Raw genomic sequence first — 16179 nt, 5'->3', positions numbered from 1 at the left:
GCCGAGCACGCGCCAACACCGTTGTCGCTGATAGGGGCCCGATCACATCGAATTGTCAGACGAACGTGGTTTCATGGGTGACGTGAGTGAGCAGAACAAGACCGCGACCCTGCACACCAATCGCGGCGACATCGTCATCGAACTCTTCCCGAACCACGCACCGGTCACCGTTGCGAACTTCGTCGGCCTTGCCGACGGTTCCAAGGACTACTCGTCGACCAACGCCAAGGGCGAGGCCAGCGGCCCGTTCTACGACGGTGCGATCTTCCACCGCGTCATCGAGGGCTTCATGCTGCAGGGCGGCGACCCGACCGGCACCGGCCGCGGCGGCCCCGGCTACCAGTTCGCCGACGAGTTCCACCCGGAACTCCAGTTCGATCGTCCGTACCTCCTCGCGATGGCGAACGCCGGACCGGGCACCAACGGCTCGCAGTTCTTCATCACCGTCGGTCCCACCCCGCACCTGAACCGTCGCCACACGATCTTCGGCGAGGTCAAGGACGCGGCGTCGCAGGCCGTCGTCGACGCCATCGCGACCACCGCGACCGACCGGGCCGATCGCCCGCTCGACGAGGTCAGGATCGAGAGCGTCGAGCTCTCCTGACTTGAACCAGGTCTGCTACCGGCATCCCGACCGCCCCACCGCGCTCTCGTGCACGCGGTGCGGGCGGTCGGCCTGTCATGAATGCCTACGTCCGGCCTCCGTCGGCCAGCACTGCGTCGAATGCATCGCGAACGACGCGGCGTCGTCCCGCGTGAGCGGACCCGTGCCCGCGGTCGCCGCGATGAACGCGAAACCCGTCGTCACCTACGGGCTGATCGCCGCCAATGTGATCGTCTTCGTCGCCGTCCTGCTGCAGGCGGGCGGAACCACGCTGTACCTGTCGTCGATCTACCGCGAAGGCGTGCTGATCAACGGAGCCGGATTCGACGACCAATACTGGCGACTGCTCACGTCGGGGTTCCTGCACCAGAGTGTGCCGCACCTCGCGATCAACATGTTCTCGCTGTACATCATCGGCGCCGACCTCGAACGAGTCCTCGGGCGTGGACGGTACTTGGCGATCTATCTCGTCAGCCTGCTCGGTGGAAGCGCCGCCGTGATGGCCCTGCAGTCGGGTGTCGCGGCGACCGCCGGTGCGTCTGGCGCCATCTACGGTCTGATGGGCGCGCTGCTGATCCTGCTGCTGCGCCTCAAGGCTCCGGTGCAGACGGTGCTCGGCGTGATCGCCGTCAACCTCGTCATCTCGGTGACCATCCCGAACATCTCCCTGTGGGGCCACGTCGGCGGCCTCACGTTCGGTGCCGCCGCTGCCGCCGTCATCCTCTGGCTGCCCGTACAGGTGTTGTCGCCCGAGAAGCGGACGCAGGCCGCGGTCTCCCGGGTCGGTTGGTACGGGCTCGCGGCCCTCGCCGTTCTCGCGATCGCCATCGGAACCGGCATCGGCGCAGTCAGCTGACGGCTGGGCTCTCCGCGTCGCCTCGAAAGCCCGCGTCGCGGAGGGCGTCGGCCACCACCGCCGGGTCGACACCGAGATCCCATCGGCCGAAGACCAGGAGCCGGTCGTCGGGCAGGTCGAGCACCAGCTGACGGCTCCGGCCCGCCAGCCGCCGCGTGTGCAGGACACCGACTTTCAGAACGTCGTCCGGGGTCAGGTCGACGCGACCGGTGATGGTCCGGACCGCGATGCGCGGGCCCTCGTACAGGGCTATCCGGGGCCGACGGACCAGCGCGATGACACCGGTGACCACGAGTCCGACGGCTGCGATGCCGATGAACACCATCGCGGGCGGTTCGGCGAACGATGCCGCCGCGGCCGCGAGCAGGGCGGCCCCGGCGCCGATCAGCGCGATCCCGGCCGGGACGGGCGTCGACCAGGTGGTTGCGGCGGAAGTCTCATCCACAGGATTCACACGTTGTCCACAAGAGTTGTCCACAGGTGGGGATTACTTACACACATGTAATTTCCACATGGGGACAACGCGGCGATGGTCAGCGCCAGCCCATCGTCATCAACAGACCGACGACCATGAAGCCGAAACCGATCAGCATGTTCCACGATCCGAGCTCGCTCATCCAGTGCAGGAACTTGCCCTCCGAGCCGAACGTCTCCTGGGTCGCGCCCAAGTAGTAGACGAGCAGCCACAGCAGGCCGATCAGCATGAGTCCGAACATGACGGACTGGTACACGACACCCGACGGTCCCGCCTTCACCTTCACCGGGGTACGGCTGGCGCTGTTGACGGTGTAGTCGGTCTTCTTCCGGACCTTTGACTTCGGCATACCCTCTACGGTATCCCAGCTGCACCGTCAGCAGCGAAAACGCTAACCTTGCAGGCGTGCGCATCCTCGTCATCGACAACTACGACAGTTTCGTCTACAACCTGGTCCAATACCTCGGCCAGTTGGGAGTCGAGGCCGTCGTCTGGCGCAACGACGACGACCGGCTCGCCGATCTCCAGGCCGTCGTCGCCGAGTTCGACGGGATACTCCTCAGCCCCGGTCCCGGAACACCCGACCGTGCGGGAGCGACCGTGCCGATCGTCTCGGTCGCCGCTGCGGCGCGAACTCCGCTCCTCGGCGTCTGCCTCGGCCACCAGGCCATCGGCGAGGCGTTCGGCGCCACCGTCGACCGTGCGCCCGAACTCCTCCACGGCAAGACGTCCCTGGTGAACCACAGTGGCCGCGGCGTTCTCGCGGGCCTGCCCGACCCGTTCGTCGCCACCCGCTACCACTCGCTGACGGTGCTTCCGGAGACGATCCCCGACGTCCTCGAAGTGACCGGAACGACGGACACCGGCATCGTCATGGCGTTCGCGCACCGCGAACTGCCGATCCACGGCGTGCAGTTCCACCCCGAGAGCGTGCTGACCCAGGGTGGGCACAGAATGCTCGCCAACTGGCTCGCCGTGTGCGGGTTCGACGTCCCCGCGGGCCGCGTCGACCTCCTCGAAGAGCAGATGGCGAAGGCGCTCGGCAATCCCTAGAAGATGCTGGCCCGGCCGACGACGATCGAGACCGAGTCGGACTTCTTGAGGGTGTCGCCGGGTGCGGGACGCTGGGAGACGACCTTGCCGTCGTTCGAGCTGCCGAGCGGGACCTTGCGGTCGTTGCTGTTGAGGGTCGTGTCGCCCCACCCCGCCTGAACGAGGGCGGCCTGCGCCTCGTCGGGCGTCATGCCGCGCAGGTCGGGGACGACGAACATGTTGCCGCGGGACACCATCAGCTGGACGGTGCTGCCGACGCGGACCGATTCGCCGACGCCGGGCGACGTGTTGACGACCTGACCCGCGGGGAGTTCGGAGTCGGCCTGCACCGAGACGACGTCCAAGCCCATGCCCTCGAGGGTCGCCGTCGCCTGCTTCTCGGTCTGTCCGCGCAGGTCGGGGACGGTCACGACCTTCGGTCCGGTTCCGATGAAGACGGTCACGTCGCTGGTGACGGCGACGGTCGCACCGGTCTGCGGGTTGGTGCGGACGACCTTGTCCTTGAGCGCCGCAGTCGAGTCGATCTTCTCCACCTTGACGTTGGTGAAGCCCTGGACGCGCAGTTCGTTGCGCGCGTCTTCGAGGGTCTTGCCGCGCAGGTCGGGGATCGGCGTCTTCTGCGGTCCGGAGGACACGTACAGGGTGACCTCGGAGCCCTTCGGGGTCGGGACGTCGTTCCCTGGGACGGTGCGGGTGGCGAGCCCCTCGGCGATGTCGGTGCTCGCCTCGTCCTGCTCCTTGACGGTGAAGCCGGCTTGTTCGAGGTTGGCCTTGGCGGCGTCGGCCGACAGCCCGGTCACCTTGGGGACGGCGATCGACGGTTGGTCCGGCGTCCACGGAGCCCACGCGATGAGCCCGCCGACGAGGGCGAGGATCGCGATGAGGGCGACTGCCACCTGGAGGCGGCGACGTCGGTGCAGCGGCACCGGCTCGTCGTCGATCACCTCGGACAGGCGACGACCGTTGCGGCGCGACGGAGCCTCGTCGCGCGCGGCGAGGCGCGGCGCGTTGATGTAGTCGGTCTGCTCCTCGTCGGTGAGCAGCATCGGAGCCGACGGCTTGCCGCCCGCGAGGACCTTGATGAGGTCCGACCGGAAGTCGGCCGCCGTCTGGTACCGGTTGGCGGGGTTCTTGCTCATCGCCTGCATGACGATCGAGTCGAGTTCCGGCGACAGCTCCGGTCGGACGGCCGACGGCCTGCGCGGATCCTCGTGCACGTGCTGGTGGGCGACGGCGATCGGCGAGTCGCCGGTGAACGGCGGTTCGCCCGTCGTGAGTTCGAACAGGACGCAGCCCATCGAGTAGATGTCGCTGCGCGGATCGACCTTGATGCCGCGCGCCTGCTCGGGCGACAGGTACTGGGCGGTGCCCATCACGGCGGACGTCTGCGTCATCGTCGCGGACGTGTCGTCCATGGCGCGTGCGATGCCGAAGTCCATCACCTTGACCGCGCCCGCGCGGTCGATCATCACGTTGGCGGGCTTCATGTCGCGGTGGACGATCGCGGCGCGGTGCGAGAAGTCCATCGCGGCGGCCACATCGGCCATCCACGTCATCGCCTGCTTGGGTGCGATGACGCCCGACTCCGACGCGCGGAGGATGTCGCGGAGCGTGTCGCCGTCGACGTACTCCATGACGATGAACGGCAGCGGCCCCTCGGGCGTCTGCGCCTCGCCGGTGTCGAAGACCTGGACGATGGACGGATGCGTCAGCTTGGCGGCGTTCTGCGCCTCACGACGGAAACGCAGGTAGAACGACGGATCCCGCGCCAGGTCGGCGCGCAGCACCTTGATCGCGACGTCGCGGTGAAGCAACAGGTCGCGCGCGTACTGGACTTCGGACATGCCGCCGAAGCCCAACGTCTCACCGAGCTCGTACCGCTCGGACAGGTAGTGCGGATCCAGGTCGCTCATGGCCGGTTCACCTGCCTGGGATCGTTATGCCGGGAACGATGACGATCCCGCTGTTCGACGGAGCCTCGCGGCTCGGGACCGACGGCTCGTTCGACGGCTCTTCCTCGGACGACGTGGCCGACGACTCCTCGCTCGACGACTCCTCACTGCTCGTCGTGCTGTCCTCGGTGGACGTCGTCTCGTCCTGAGTCTGCGTCGTGGTGACCGTGACGGGCGTCGACGACGGCGTCGTCGGCGGATCGGACGGGCTGCTGTTGACCCAGAACGCGATGAGGATGATGGCCGACAGCAGCAGGAGCACGGCGATCGCCGTCAGGACCTTGTGCGTGGTGGTCCAGCCGTCGTCGACGGCCGGTGCGGCAGCCGTGGACGGACGCTCCGCCACATGCGACGACGGGGCGGGTGATGTCATCGCGCGGGTCGACGACGGGATCGGTGCGGGCACGGGGACGGGCGCCGCGCCGGCGCTGCGCGGACGCGGCGGACGATGACCGGCACGGACGGCCGCGACGGCGTCGGCGAACTCGCCGCCGGTCGCGTACCGCTGCTGGGCGTCCTTCGACAGGGCGATGTCGATGAGTTCGCGCACGGGGGCCGGGACCGTCGCGGGCAGCGGCGGAGGCGGATCCTGGATGTGCTTCATCGCGACGGTGATGGCTCCGTCGCCGAGGAACGGCCGACGGCCGGTGAGCGCCTCGTACCCGACGACGCCGAGCGAGTACACGTCCGACGCCGCGGTCGCCTCGCCGCCCATCGCCTGTTCGGGCGAGATGTACTGAGCGGTGCCCATCACCATGCCGGTCTGCGTGACGGGAGCGGCGTCGACGGCCTTCGCGATGCCGAAGTCGGTGATCTTGACCTGGCCGGTGGGCGTGATCAGGATGTTGCCCGGCTTCACGTCGCGGTGCACGAGGCCCGCCGTGTGCGCGGCCTGGAGGGCGCGCCCGGTCTGCTCGAGCATGTCGAGGGTGTGCGTCAACGCCAGCTGGCCCATGCGGCTGATCACGGAGTTCAACGGCTCGCCGTCGACGAGCTCCATCACCAGGTAGGCGAGCGGGTCGCCGCCGTTGCGATCGGGCGTCTCGCCGTAGTCGAAGACGTTGGCGATGCCGGGATCGTTGAGGCGGGCCGTGGTCTGCGCCTCCGTGCGGAACCGGCCGAGGAACTCGGAGTCGTTCGAGTACTCGGCCTTGAGGACCTTCACCGCCACCCGTCGTCCGAGACGGGTGTCCAGCGCTTCCCACACCTGACCCATGCCGCCGGTGGCGATCAGCCGGACCAGTCGGTAACGGTCGGCGATGATGGTGCCGTTCTGCAGGCTCATCGAGCACCTCCGGTGTATGCGTTCATCACTGCGCGTCCAATCGGGGCGGCAACGACGCCGCCGTATGCGTTCTGACCCTGGGCGCCGTTCTCGACCATCACGGCGACGGCGATCCGACTGTTCGAGCTCGGCGAGAACGCGATGTACCAGGCGTACGGCGTCTCACCGCCCTCGGCTTGGTCGGAGTGCTCGGCGGTGCCGGTCTTCGAGGCGATGCCCGACTGGGCGCCGCGGGTGTGCTGTTCGGACTTGATCATCATGTCCGTGATCGTGGTGGCCTCGGCGGCGGTCAACGGGCGGTTGAGCGTCGTCGGAGCGGTCGTGGCGATGGTCCGCAGGTCGGCCGTCTGCAGCTTGTCGACGAGGTACGGCTGCATCCGGACGCCGCCGTTGGCGACGGTCGCCGCGATCATCGCGTTCTGCAGGACGGTCAGCCGCACATCGCGCTGGCCGATCGCCGACTGGCCGAGGGCCGCCAGGTCGTCGCCGATGTCGCCGACGGACGATTCGGACACGTCGAGGGGGATGTCGGCCGTGTCGTCGCCGATCCCGAAGTCGGAGGCGGTCGACTTGAACTGGCTCACCTTGTCACCGGGGACCTTCTGGGTGAGCAACTGGGCGAATGCCGTGTTGCACGAGTACTGGAACGCCTGCGTCAGGCTGACGGTCCCGCCGGTCGAGTCGGGGCAGGTGGAGCCGGAGTCGTTCGACAGGGTGGCGTCGCTGCCAGGGAGGGTCCAGCGCGACGCCGCCGTGAGGCGGGTGTCCGCATTCAACCCGCTGCTCAACGCCGTCGCGGTGGAGATCACCTTGAACGTCGACCCCGGCGGGTACAGCGAACCGATCGCCCGGTTGATCAGCGGCGAATGGACGTCGTCGACGGCGTTGATGGCCTTCCAGGCGGCCGCGGCCTTCGTGAAGTCCTGGGTCGCGAGCGTGTTCGGGTCGTAGCTGGGCGTCGACGCCAAGGCGAGGATCTTTCCGCTGCTCGGCTCCAACGCGACGACGGCTCCCCGGCAGGGTCCGTCGCAGTCGGAGTTCACGAGTTCGCGGTAGGCGACCCGCTGGAGTTTCGGATCGATCGTCGTGACGACGTTGCCGCCGCGCGGGTCGCGCCCGGAGAACATGTCCATGAACCGCTGGGTGAACAGGCGATCGTCGTTGCCGTTGAGGACCGAGTTCTCGGCCACCTCGAGGCCGCGGGGGTCGCTCTGATAGCGCGCGAAGAAGCCGGTGATCGGGGCGAACGCCTTCGGGTTGCCCGACGCCGGGTACTGCCGCAGGTACTTGAACTTGTTGTCGGTCGGCACGCTCTCGGCGAGAACGGTGCCGTCGGACGCGACGATCACGCCGCGTTGGCGGGAGTACTCGTCGAGCTGGACGCGGGTGTTGCGCGTGTCGTCGCGCAGATCTTCGGCGCGGAACACCTGAATCCAGGTGGCGTTGGCGAGCAGTGCGATCACCATGACGATGGCGGCGACAGCCACATTGCGGATCGGACGGTTCACGCGCGCTTCACCACCTGGGTCGCCAGGGCGTCGACGGGCGGGGCCTTCACCTTGGGTGCGTCGGGTTCACGTGAGGCGTTCGAGATGCGGATGAGCAGCGCGAGGAGGAGATAGTTCGCCAACAGCGACGACCCGCCGTACGCGAGGAACGGCGTCGTCAGACCGGTCAGCGGGATCAGCTTGGAGACGCCGCCGAACACCACGAACACCTGGAAGATGATCGTGAACGCGAGGCCCGCGGCGAGGAGCTTGCCGAAGCTGTCGCGGACGGCGATCGCCGACCGGAATCCGCGGACCGTGATGACCATGTACAGCATCATCAGTGCGGCGATGCCGACGAGACCGAGCTCCTCGCCGAAGGACGTGAGGATGAAGTCGGTGTTCGCGAACGGCACGGTATTGGGCCGTCCCGACCCGAATCCGGTGCCGAACATGCCGCCGGTGGCGAAACCGAACAGGCTCTGCGCGATCTGGTAGCCGTACGTCTCGTACTGCGAGAACGGGTCCTGCCAGATGGACACGCGGACGCGCAGGTGCTCGAACAGATGATAGGCGACGGTCGCGCCGATGGCGAACAGGGTGAGGCCGAGCACCAGCCAGCTGACACGCGACGTCGCCACGTACAGGAGCACGAGGACGGTCGCGAAGATCAGCAGGGGAGTGCCGAGGTCGTTCTCGACGGCGAGGACGCCGATGGCGATCAGCCAGGCCGCGAACAGCGGTCCGAGGTCGCGCAGTCGCGGGAGGTCGATGCCCGCGAACTGCTTGCCCGCCGTCATGAACAGGTCGCGGCGCGACACCAGGAACGCGGCGCTGAAGATGATGATCAGGATCTTCGAGAACTCGCCGGGCTGGATGCTGAAGCCGGGCAGGATGATCCAGTTGCGCGAGCCGTTCACTTCGGCCATCGACGCGGGCAGGATCGCCGGGATCGCCAGGAACACGATGCCGCCGAGGCCGAGCGTGTACGCATACCGCGACAGGGTGCGGTGATCGCGGATGACGATCAGTGTCAGCGCGAACACGACGACGCCGATGAACGCCCACAGCAACTGTTGGTCGGCGTTGTGCGTGCGGTCGCCCTGGGTGACGGCGTCGACGTCGACGTCCACCGACCCGAGGTCGAGCCGATGGATCATCACGAGGCCGAGGCCGTTGAGTGCGGCGACGCACGGCAGCAGGATGGGGTCGGCGTACGGCGCGAACCGTCGCACCGTCAGGTGCAGGACGGCGCACAGCACCGCGAACGCCGCGACGAACTTGGCGACCTCCCAGGTCAGCGGCTCGCCTTGGGCGAGCTCGACGATGACGAGGGCGGCTCCGACGATCGCGACGACGATGCCGAGGAGCACCATCTCGGTGGTGCGTCCCGAGTTGGACGGCGGTGGTGAGGGGGGCGCGTGCCCGGACGGAGCCGCTGTCATCAGCGTTTCCGACAGTTGTGGGTGTCGTCCGCCGTCGGCGTCGGTGCGGGCGCGCTCGTCGGGCGCGGCTTGGACGGCTCGGGATGCTTGGTCTCCGACTTCGGCTCGCCGGGGCGGTCCTTGTTCTCGAGCGGCGGCACGGGCAGCGGGCACAGTTCGGCGAACTTGAGCTCGTTCTGCACGCGCTCCTGCGCGGACTGGAGCGAGAGGTTCTTGATGCTCTTCGACTCGACGGTGGTCTGGCTGATCTCGTTCAGATCGGCCAAGCGCATCGGGGTGCAGGTGCTCCCGGCGTCCTGGAACGTGATGGACGGGTCGGGCGCCGTCGCACTGTCGATGCACACCACCTGATTGGGCTTCTCGATGGTGAAGAACAGCAGGCTGTCGGGCGAACCGCTGTGGATCTCCACGTTGCCCGCATCGGAGACGGTGACGAAGGTGCTGTTCAGGGCCTGCGAGCGGATCACGAAGAACGCCGTGACCAGGAGCCCGATGATGACGAGGAGTCCGGCGATCACCAGCGGCCAGCCCCAGCGCCGCTTGCGCGCGGGTTCGGGCGAGGTCGTGATGGTGGGACGCTGCGTCGCGGGCGCGGGCGGGCGCAGTGCGGCGGCACGGCCTGCGGCCGTCTTCGGGTCGGGGACGTATCCGGCCTGGTCGTCGTCGCCCGCGGCACCGCCGAGGATGGGGCGGGAGTCGCCGTACTCGTGGTCGACGACATCGGCGACGACGACCGTGACGTTGTCGGGGCCGCCGCTGCGCAGGGCGAGTTCGATGAGTCGGTCGGCGCACGCCTTGTGGTCGGCGATGCTGCCGAGGGTGTCGGCGATGGTCTCTTCGGAGACGACGTCCGACAGCCCGTCGCTGCAGAGCATGTAGCGGTCGGCCGCGCGGGCCTCGCGCATGCTGAGGGTCGGCTCGACCTCCTGGCCGGTGAGGGCGCGCATGATCAGCGAACGCTGCGGATGCGAATGCGCCTGTTCCGCGGTGATGCGCCCCTCGTCGACGAGCGACTGGACGAACGTGTCGTCGCGGGTGATCTGGGTGAGCGCGCCGTCGCGGTACAGGTAGCCACGGGAGTCGCCGACGTGACAGAGGCCGATCCGGCTGCCCGCGAAGAGGATCGCGGTGAGCGTGGTGCCCATGCCGTCGAGTTCGGGAGACGCCTCGACCTGTTCGGCGATCGCCGCGTTGCCCGCCTGCGTGGCCCGCTCGAGCGCCGAGAGGAGGTCGCCGCCGGGGGCGTCGTCGTCGAGGGTGCGGAGTGCCTGGATCACGAGCTGGCTGGCGACTTCGCCCGCCGCATGCCCGCCCATGCCGTCGGCGAGCGCGAGGAGGCGTGCGCCGGCGTACACGGAGTCTTCGTTGTTCGACCGGACGAGGCCGCGGTCACTTCGCGCGATGTAGCGCAGGACGAGGGTCACGGGCGTAGCTCAATCACGGTCTTGCCGACCCGGATCGGGGTGTTGATCGGGGCTCGGACGGCGGTCGTCACTTTGGAACGGTCGAGGTAGGTGCCGTTCGTGGATCCGAGGTCTTCGACGTACCAGTCGTCGCCGCGCGGGGACAGACGGGCGTGACGTTCGGATGCGTAGTCGTCGGTGAGGACGAGGGTGGAGTCGTCGGCACGGCCGAGGAGGACCGGCTGCGTGCCGAGGGTGATGCGGGTGTTCGCGAGGGCTCCGGCCGTCACGACCAGGTATTTCGCTGTGCCGCGTGCACGGGTTGTGCGTTCTTTGCGTTCGGAGCGTCCACCGCCGACGGAGAGGCGGCCGCCCGCGGCCACCGTGAGGTCGTTGCGCATGGCGCGGATGATCGCGTACACGAACAGCCACAGCAGGATGAGGAACCCGAATCGGGTCACCTGCAACAGAATGCCCTGCACCTGTGCGTCACCTCCCTCACGTAGAGCGTCGTTCACCCCGGCGGACGCCGGGATGCAGCCAACTGTCGGGGGACATGCAATTCCCCCGACAGCATCTTATGCGGTATCGGCTACTGGAAGCGGACGGTGATGTCGGAGTGGCCCAATCGGATGCGGTCGCCGTTGGCGAGTTCCCAGCTGCTGACCTGCAGGTCGTTCACGGTGGTGCCGTTGGTCGAGTTGAGGTCGGTCAGCATGGCGACCTGTCCGTCCCAGCGGATCTCGGCGTGGCGACGCGAGACGCCGGTGTCGGGCAGACGGAACTGCGCGTCCTGGCCGCGGCCGAGGACGTTGGAGCCCTGACGCAGCGAGAAGGTGCGGTTGCTGCCGTCTTCCAGGACGAGGGTGATGCCTGCCGGGGCGTAGCCGCCCTGCGGTGCGCCGTAGCCCTGATCGGCGACGGGCGCGGCGTAACCCTGGTCGTATCCGCCCTGCTGGGGTGCGGCGTACTGCTGGTCGTATCCGCCCTGTTGCTGGCCGTAGTCGTAGGCCTGGGGCTGCTGTCCGTAGCCCTGGTCGGCGGGCGCGGCGTACTGCTGGTCGTACGCCTGGGGCTGTGCGTAGCCCTGGTCGTAGGCCTGGGGCTGCTGTCCGTAGCCCTGGTCGGCCGGCGCGGCGTAGCCCTGGTCGTATCCGCCCTGCTGGGGTGCGGCGTACTGCTGGTCGTATCCGCCCTGTTGCTGGCCGTAGTCGTAGGCCTGGGGCTGCTGTCCGTAGCCCTGGTCGGCCGGAGCGGCGTAGCCCTGGTCGTATCCGCCGTACTGGGGCTGCTGGTCGTAGCCCTGCTGGGGCGCCGCGTCGTACTGCGGCTGCTGCCCGTAACCCTGCTGCTGGTCGTAGGCGCCGTACTGCTGCTGGTCGTAGCCGCCCTGCTGCGGGTAGCCGGGGTACTGGCCGCCCTGATCGTTTCCGGGGGGATTGGTCATGGCTGGGGCTCCTCGGTGACTTTCTGGTCCCGGGGCCGCAGCGGACGCGGGGACCGGGCGTGGTGTGGCGTCGGGGTTGACGACGCCGTTGGTGTGGAACTGTCCGGTGTGCAGTGACGGTATCTGATCGAACTCTACGACTACTGGACCATAAGTCTGCCACCCATTGTCCCGGATGAAGTCCTCCAAATGGCGGGAGAAGATCTTCCTGTTCAGTTCGTACTCCGTCGAGACCTGCTCCAGATCGGACGGACTGAGCGACACGACGTAACTGTTGGCGACCAACGACGCGCCGTCGCCCAGGTTCTCGAGGGTGCTCTCGGCGTCGCGTTGGAGACGCTGTTCGATCTCCTGCGGCGCCACCGAGCCGCCGAAGACGCGGGCGAAGCCGCCGTCGACGGCGGACTCGAGCTTGCGCTCGAATCGGTCGAGAAATCCCACCCGTTCCCCTCTTTCGACGTTCTCTGGCGTGTCGGCGTGCATACCGTGGGTTTCAATGTTACCGGCCGTCTCCCGGTCACGCTGCCCGTGTGCACCACGCGTATCTGGCGTCACATCTGTCGGCCGCTGGTGCGGTTGGCGTCTGTGCAGGTCAGATCCGGTTTCGATCACTGATTTTCGTGTGCCGCCGGGGGCGTGCTATCGTTTTCGAGTCCGCAAGGACATACGTCGAATGATCGACGCCGCGCGCGAGTGGCGGAATGGCAGACGCGCTGGCTTCAGGTGCCAGTGTCCTTCGGGACGTGGGGGTTCAAGTCCCCCTTCGCGCACACTGAGCGGTTCGGAACGAATCGCTAGAAGAGGTCAGGTTGCAGAAATGCGACCCGGCCTCTTCTTCTTTCTCCAGGGCGACCTGCCCAGGCTACGAGTCCCGTCTGACTTCTCGGGACCCGGTGGTTCGATGCTCACCCGGACGCGGCTGTCTGCGCGAATCGATCCGTAGGCCGATCGTGGCGCGTTAGTCCGTACGGCCACTTTCTTTGATTGTGATATCGGTACTGGCTGTGCTGATTGGAGCCTGTGGCGCAATCGATCCTAAGGTCTATCCCGAGTCGAACGATCGTGTCGATACGGCTGACATCGACCGTGTTACGGCTGACTCGATCCTCCGGGAGAACGGTATCTCGATCCCTCGCACGCTCAACTACCACTCGGGCATAGGGCGGTCATATGGATTCCCTGGAACCCCTGATTCGTATATGAAGTTTGTCGAATCGAACAACAGCGTCGGAGGGGAACTTCATGCCACTGATATCGGCGTCGAATTCGGCCAGTTCGAAACATATCCGTGCGATTCGACGTTCATACGAACCTCTCTGCTCGGTCGCCTAGGATTGGACTGCCACGGAAGTCCGTTCGTGCAGGTCGCATCGGATGGAACCCCTCCGAGAAGGGGCGCAGAACGGCTCTCTGGGACAACGCTGGTCGTGGACACAATGGATGGGGAAGTTCGTCTGTACATTGCGATAGTCGGGCATTGATTGTCGAACCCGGCGGCCCGGGAGACGCGCCTCAGTCGAGCCAGGGTGACGGCGAGCCGCGGTCGCCGTGCGCCCCATGCGGTGCGATGTCGGCGATGCGACGGAGCTCGTCGTCCGTCAGTTCGACGTCAGTCGCCGCAATATTCTCAGCGACGCGATCGGGATTGCGTGAGCCGGGAATCGGAACGATGAAGTCGCCCTGCGCGAGGATCCACGACAGGGCCAATTGGGGGAGACTCACGCCGCGTTCCTCTCCGACCGCGGCGAGACGTTCGACGATACGCAGATTGACGTGGAAGTTCGGGGTGTTCCACCACTCCATGAACTGTCGGAAATCGCCGCGTTCGTAACAGTCCGCCGCCCGGACTGCCCCGGTGAGGAAACCGCGCGCGAGCGGCGAGTAGGCGATGAAGCCGATTCCGAGCTCGTCGAGCAACGGAAAGAGCGGGATCGCGTCTTGGGCGAAGATCGAGAACTCGGTCTGCAGAACAGAGATCGGATGGACGGCGTGGGCTCGGCGGAGCGCATCGGGTGTCGCTTCCGACAGTCCCAGGTATCGGACTTTGCCCGCGGTGACAAGGTCGGCCATCACGCCGACGACGTCCTCGATCGGGACGGCCGGGTCGAGACGGTGCTGATACAGGACGTCGATGTGATCGACGTCGAGGTTGACCAGGCTCGCGTCGACGACCTGACGGATGTGGTCTGGATGGGAGTTGACGCCGAACTGCTTCGTCATGCCGAACTTCGTCGCGATGGTGACGTCGTCGCGGAAGGGTTTGATCGCGCGGCCGACCAGCTGTTCTCCTGCGCCCCAGCCGTACATCTCGGCAGTGTCGTAGTGCGTGACGCCGAGGTCGTGTGCCCGACGAATCGCGGAAACGGCTTTCGTCGACATCGGTGGCGCCGTAGCCGACCGCGACACCCATCGAGCCGTAGCCGATCTCCGACATCCGAAGCCCTTGGCGACCCGTCTCCCGAATCCGCATGTCTCCTCCATCTCAAACCGAACCGTTTGGTTTGACGGTAGGGCACTACTCGACGCCGGTCAAACCAAACAGTTCGGTTGGTAGGGTGACGCCATGTCTCCAGACGGCCGCGGCGACTCGACCCGCGATCGAATCATCGCCGCGGCGACAGTCGAGTTCGCCGATCGCGGAATCGGCGCGGCACGGATCGATCGAATCGCGAAAGCGGCCAGGACCAGCAAGGAGCGTGTCTACGCGTACTTCCGGAGCAAGGAAGAGCTGTACCGTTTCGTCTCGGCGCGGGAGTTGGACGCCGTCGCCGATGCGACGCGCCTCGACCCTGCCGATCTGCCGAGATACGCCGGACGTCTCCATGACTATTTCGTCGACCACCCGCACAGCCGGCGTCTCATGCGGTGGGGAGAGCTCGAGCTGTCGAACGCCGACGACACCGCGTGGGAAACGGCACGCAGAAAGATCGTCGTGCTGCGCGAGGCGCAACACGACGGTCTGATCGATCCCGCGTGGGATCCCCTGGACGTGCTCGTCTTCGTCAACCGCCTCGCGTCGGCATGGGTCGACCAGCCGGGATTGCCGAGCATGGACACCGACGCGGGCACTGCGTTCTCGGCGGCGCGGCGTGAAGCGATAGTCGACGCTGTCGAGCGGCTGTTCCCGCCGGGTGGTGGTCCGGTTCAGACCAACGAATCTCACAGGCTACGGTAAAGCTATGACATACTGTCGAATGTGAATACTGTCGGCGAGGGTCCTCGGGTCCTGATCATCGGGAGCGGGCCGATCGGGCAACTGCTCGCGACCTCCATCGGATCACGCGCCCGAGTCGCTCTCGGCGTGCGCGAGTCCACCGGATTGTTCGACGTCCGAACGACGCGTGTGAAAGCAGCAGCGCGGGGGCGACAACCTCTGAATGTGCGGCGCGTCGAACTATGGCCGGTGAGCGGCGTCGACGCCGACGATTGGGACATCGTGGTGAGCACGGTGCCAGTCACCGAACCGGAGGTGACCGATCTGCTTCGCGCGGCGGGCCCGGACGTCGTCCTGGCCGCGGTCTCGCAGGTCCCGTCCGAGGTCGAGGCGCTGCGCGAGGTCGCCGGGGACCGTCGATGGGCGGTGATCACCCCGGAGGTCATGGCCCGAACCTGCGGATCGGTGACCCGATGGTGGCAGCCGGGTGCGGCCCGCTTCACCGTCGCCGAACCGCTCGGCGGCGAGATCGCGCAGACGCTGTTCGGCGGCGAACGATGGGCGGCCCGCGGTTCGGTGTCGTCGAGCCTGCTCTCCGCCGCGGCCGCGATGCCGATAGTCGCGGCACTCCAAGCGGCCGACTTCGACTTCGGGAACTCTCGACGGGCGTTGCGCTCGGGCGCCGCGGCGGCCGACGAAGCGGGCCGGGCCGTCGCGGCGGCAGCCGGTGTGGACGAGCCGAGATCCGTGAATCCCGTGATCATGGGAGTCATGCTGCGTGCACTACGTGTCCTCGCTCCCTTCGACGTCGCGGAGTACTTCCGAGAGCACTTCGGATCGCACACTCGTCAGACGATGACCATGCTCGACGATTGGATCGCTCTTGCGCGCGCACACGATCTTCCGGCGGAAGCCCTGGTGACACTGCGCACCGACCTGTCCCACGCGACCGCGATGTCGTCACAGCGAACCAACTCGGCCGAATCATGAGGTCGCTGACTTTTTTCAGCGATCGACC

General features: G+C 67.1%; 15 protein-coding genes and 1 tRNA gene. 6 read left to right on the top strand and 10 right to left on the bottom strand.

The window, feature by feature from the left end:
• Positions 1-73: 73 nt before the first annotated feature.
• Positions 74-604 (top strand): peptidylprolyl isomerase, encoded by a 531-nt coding sequence (locus GYB83_RS05110; protein WP_186349713.1) that lies wholly within the window; start codon positions 74-76, stop codon positions 602-604.
• Positions 605-755: 151 nt separating this feature from the next.
• Positions 756-1460, top strand: a complete 705-nt coding sequence (locus tag GYB83_RS05105; RefSeq protein ID WP_228461174.1) for a rhomboid family intramembrane serine protease — start codon at positions 756-758, stop codon at positions 1458-1460.
• Here GYB83_RS05105 and GYB83_RS05100 read toward each other — a convergent pair.
• Positions 1453-1905: a PH domain-containing protein gene (locus GYB83_RS05100; RefSeq protein WP_228461172.1), complete on the bottom strand. Its 453-nt coding sequence runs from the start codon at positions 1903-1905 to the stop codon at positions 1453-1455. The genes GYB83_RS05105 and GYB83_RS05100 overlap by 8 nt on opposite strands.
• An 88-nt stretch (positions 1906-1993) precedes the next feature.
• Positions 1994-2284 carry a cell division protein CrgA gene (gene crgA, locus GYB83_RS05095; protein WP_161894456.1) on the bottom strand — a complete coding sequence of 97 codons (291 nt, stop codon included), beginning with the start codon at positions 2282-2284 and terminating at the stop codon, positions 1994-1996.
• A 56-nt stretch (positions 2285-2340) separates the two neighbouring features.
• Between crgA and GYB83_RS05090 the strand changes: the two genes are divergently transcribed.
• Positions 2341-2988 (top strand): aminodeoxychorismate/anthranilate synthase component II, encoded by a 648-nt coding sequence (locus tag GYB83_RS05090; RefSeq protein WP_161894455.1) that lies wholly within the window; start codon positions 2341-2343, stop codon positions 2986-2988.
• Here GYB83_RS05090 and pknB read toward each other — a convergent pair.
• The 7 genes from pknB to GYB83_RS05055 all read right to left on the bottom strand — a co-directional run bounded on the left by pknB (position 2985) and on the right by GYB83_RS05055 (position 12448).
• Positions 2985-4901 carry a Stk1 family PASTA domain-containing Ser/Thr kinase gene (pknB, locus tag GYB83_RS05085; RefSeq protein WP_161894454.1) on the bottom strand — a complete coding sequence of 639 codons (1917 nt, stop codon included), beginning with the start codon at positions 4899-4901 and terminating at the stop codon, positions 2985-2987. The genes GYB83_RS05090 and pknB overlap by 4 nt on opposite strands.
• A gap of 7 nt (positions 4902-4908) precedes the next feature.
• Positions 4909-6225 carry a serine/threonine-protein kinase gene (locus tag GYB83_RS05080; protein WP_161894453.1) on the bottom strand — a complete coding sequence of 439 codons (1317 nt, stop codon included), beginning with the start codon at positions 6223-6225 and terminating at the stop codon, positions 4909-4911.
• Complete coding sequence (locus GYB83_RS05075) at positions 6222-7733, bottom strand: peptidoglycan D,D-transpeptidase FtsI family protein (RefSeq protein ID WP_161894452.1); 1512 nt, start codon at positions 7731-7733, stop codon at positions 6222-6224. Before GYB83_RS05075 ends, GYB83_RS05080 begins: the two co-directional genes overlap by 4 nt.
• Positions 7730-9157 (bottom strand): FtsW/RodA/SpoVE family cell cycle protein, encoded by a 1428-nt coding sequence (locus tag GYB83_RS05070; RefSeq protein ID WP_161894451.1) that lies wholly within the window; start codon positions 9155-9157, stop codon positions 7730-7732. Before GYB83_RS05070 ends, GYB83_RS05075 begins: the two co-directional genes overlap by 4 nt.
• Positions 9157-10581, bottom strand: coding sequence for a PP2C family protein-serine/threonine phosphatase (locus tag GYB83_RS05065; RefSeq protein ID WP_161894450.1), 1425 nt, complete (start codon positions 10579-10581; stop codon positions 9157-9159). The genes GYB83_RS05070 and GYB83_RS05065 overlap by 1 nt, the downstream gene beginning before the upstream one ends.
• Positions 10578-11042 (bottom strand): FHA domain-containing protein FhaB/FipA, encoded by a 465-nt coding sequence (locus GYB83_RS05060; RefSeq protein ID WP_161894449.1) that lies wholly within the window; start codon positions 11040-11042, stop codon positions 10578-10580. The genes GYB83_RS05065 and GYB83_RS05060 overlap by 4 nt, the downstream gene beginning before the upstream one ends.
• 110 nt (positions 11043-11152) lie before the next feature.
• Entirely contained in the window at positions 11153-12448 is a 1296-nt protein-coding gene (locus GYB83_RS05055; protein ID WP_161894448.1) for an FHA domain-containing protein, read from the bottom strand.
• 246 nt (positions 12449-12694) lie between these two features.
• Here GYB83_RS05055 and GYB83_RS05050 point away from each other — a divergent pair.
• Positions 12695-12777, top strand: a tRNA-Leu gene (locus GYB83_RS05050).
• 742 nt (positions 12778-13519) lie between these two features.
• Here the strand turns inward: GYB83_RS05050 and GYB83_RS05045 are convergent.
• On the bottom strand, positions 13520-14386 hold the full coding sequence (locus GYB83_RS05045) for an aldo/keto reductase (protein WP_267130313.1): 867 nt from the start codon (positions 14384-14386) through the stop codon (positions 13520-13522).
• A 184-nt stretch (positions 14387-14570) separates the two neighbouring features.
• Here GYB83_RS05045 and GYB83_RS05040 point away from each other — a divergent pair, with 184 nt between their 5' ends.
• A complete protein-coding gene (locus GYB83_RS05040; protein ID WP_161894447.1) occupies positions 14571-15182 on the top strand; it encodes a TetR/AcrR family transcriptional regulator in 612 nt (203 codons plus the stop codon).
• A 228-nt stretch (positions 15183-15410) separates the two neighbouring features.
• The gene (locus GYB83_RS05035; protein ID WP_161894446.1) at positions 15411-16151 is read left to right on the top strand and encodes a hypothetical protein; all 741 of its coding nucleotides are present in this window, start codon (positions 15411-15413) and stop codon (positions 16149-16151) included.
• The last annotated feature ends 28 nt before the right edge of the window (positions 16152-16179 follow it).

Source organism: Gordonia spumicola (assembly GCF_009932475.1).
Lineage (GTDB): Bacteria > Actinomycetota > Actinomycetes > Mycobacteriales > Mycobacteriaceae > Gordonia > Gordonia spumicola.
This window is presented reverse-complemented; position numbering and strand designations above follow the sequence as displayed.

What these genes read in the sequence shown, in the direction of transcription:
- GYB83_RS05110 (WP_186349713.1), top strand. Translation starts at nt 74, where the DNA reads ATGGGTGACGTGAGTGAGCAGAACAAGACCGCGACCCTGCACACCAAT.
- GYB83_RS05070 (WP_161894451.1), bottom strand. Translation starts at nt 9,157, where the DNA reads ATGACAGCGGCTCCGTCCGGGCACGCGCCCCCCTCACCACCGCCGTCC.
- GYB83_RS05045 (WP_267130313.1), bottom strand. Translation starts at nt 14,386, where the DNA reads ATGTCGACGAAAGCCGTTTCCGCGATTCGTCGGGCACACGACCTCGGC.
- GYB83_RS05080 (WP_161894453.1), bottom strand. Translation starts at nt 6,225, where the DNA reads ATGAGCCTGCAGAACGGCACCATCATCGCCGACCGTTACCGACTGGTC.
- pknB (WP_161894454.1), bottom strand. Translation starts at nt 4,901, where the DNA reads ATGAGCGACCTGGATCCGCACTACCTGTCCGAGCGGTACGAGCTCGGT.
- crgA (WP_161894456.1), bottom strand. Translation starts at nt 2,284, where the DNA reads ATGCCGAAGTCAAAGGTCCGGAAGAAGACCGACTACACCGTCAACAGC.
- GYB83_RS05040 (WP_161894447.1), top strand. Translation starts at nt 14,571, where the DNA reads ATGTCTCCAGACGGCCGCGGCGACTCGACCCGCGATCGAATCATCGCC.